At 59.1% G+C, this 1,787-nt stretch carries 3 protein-coding genes; all 3 read left to right on the forward strand.

What is annotated here, in order from left to right:
• Positions 1-21: 21 nt before the first annotated feature.
• Positions 22-537: a hypothetical protein gene (locus tag V6C16_RS12340; RefSeq protein WP_333543338.1), complete on the forward strand. Its 516-nt coding sequence runs from the start codon at positions 22-24 to the stop codon at positions 535-537.
• Positions 538-621: 84 nt separating this feature from the next.
• Positions 622-903 (forward strand): NAD(P) transhydrogenase subunit alpha, encoded by a 282-nt coding sequence (locus tag V6C16_RS12345; protein WP_333535127.1) that lies wholly within the window; start codon positions 622-624, stop codon positions 901-903.
• Between the two features lie 53 nt (positions 904-956).
• The coding region (locus V6C16_RS12350; RefSeq protein WP_333543339.1) for an NAD(P)(+) transhydrogenase (Re/Si-specific) subunit beta at positions 957-1,787 on the forward strand (831 nt) is incomplete at its 3' end.

Consider the following 1,787-nt stretch of genomic DNA (forward strand, 5'->3'; position numbering starts at 1 on the left):
CCCGACGCGCGCTAGCAGTCCATGAGCCTGGGCGCCAAGCCCTTTGACGTGGGCGTGCCTGCCGAGGTTGCCATCGGCGAGGGCGGCTATGCCCAGCGCCTGAGCGACGAGTGGCTGAACAAGGAACGTGAGGCTCTGAAGCCGTTGGTGAAGGACGCCGACATCATCATTCTTTCGGCCCTGATCCCCGGCAAGCTGGCCCCGATCCTGATCACCGACGAAATGGTGGCCTCCATGGCTCCCGGTTCCAGCATTGTGGACATTTCCATTGACCAGGGCGGCAACTGCGCGTTGACCGAAGCCGGTGAAGTGGTGGTCAAGCACGGCGTGACCATCGACGGCACCAAGAACATCCCCGGCATGATGCCCACAAGCTCCACGTGGATGTTTGCCAACAACGTGTTCCAGCTGCTTTCGTTCCTGGCTCAGGACGGCAAGATCGTGCTGGACAGGACCGACCCCATCATCGAATCCACGCTGAGCACCATTGACAAGCAGATTGTCCATCGGGGCGCGCGTGAAGCAATGGGCCTTTAATCATTAAAGAACGCCGGGCGCGGCCTGTTCCGCGCCCGGCGTTCCGGCATACAGGCCGGGAAAAATATTATTCAAGGAAGACATATGACCCCACTTACCCTGCTGGCGGTGTTTGTAGCGGCGACGCTGCTTGGCTACAAGATCATCAGCCATGTGCCGAGCCTTTTGCATACCCCCCTGATGTCGGCCATGAACGCCCTTTCGGGCGTCATCATTCTTGGTGCGGTAACCGCGACCCATCTTGCCGGTTCGACCTTTTTCACGCTTCTGGGGGCTCTTGCCGTGGCAATGGCTATTGTCAACGTTTTCGGCGGATTCGACATCACCAATAAAATGCTCCGCTTGGTCGCCGGGAAAAAGAAGTAGCCCTTCTCTGACCTCTGCATCAACCATAAACCGGAAGAAAGGGTTGCTGTGAAATGAATGCGATAACCTACAACATCATAGCCGGAATTCTTGTGGCGTCAGTGCTGTTCGGCCTGCGCCTCATGAACAGGGTTCCCACTGCGGTCAGGGGCAACCTTTTTTGCGCCTCTGCCATGGGTCTGGCAATTCTTGTGACCATGTTCAAGGACGGTTCGCTGACCTCGCTTTCGCTGTGGCTCGCCATTGCCGTGGGCATGAGCCTGGGCCTTACCCTGTCCAACAAGGTCAAGATGATCCAGATGCCGCAGATGGTGGCTTTTCTGCACGGCATCGGCGGCGGCGCGGCGGCCATTGTGAGCTTTCTTGTGCTCACCGACACGGGCGCGCCCTCGGCCTTTGAACGCGGCAGCGCCTGCCTGGCGCTTGCCATGGGCATGACCACCATTGCCGGTTCCTTTGTGGCTGCGGGCAAACTGCATCAGATTCTGCCGCAAAAGCCCATCATTCTGCCCGACCATACCAAGATCATCCTGTCCATTCTTGGACTTATGGGCTTTTCCGTGCTTATGGGCACGGCCTTTCCGCAGTTTCTGTTCGGCTTCTTCATCTTTTTGATGTTTGTCACCGGCACGGCCTTCGGCATCGGCTTTACCATCCGCGTGGGCGGGGCCGACATGCCCATCACCATCTCGCTGCTGAACTCCATGGGCGGCGTGTGTGCCGCCATTGCGGGCTTTGCGGTCAATGATCCCCTGCTTGTGGCTATCGGCGGCATCATCGGCTCGTCCGGCTACCTGCTGACGCGCATCATGTGCCGCGCCATGAACCGCAAGCTGCTGTCCATCCTGCTCGGCGAGTCTTCCGTGGTGGCTCCGGCCGCCCCG

It is taken from the genome of Desulfovibrio sp. 1188_IL3213 (assembly GCF_036763145.1).
GTDB lineage: Bacteria > Desulfobacterota > Desulfovibrionia > Desulfovibrionales > Desulfovibrionaceae > Desulfovibrio.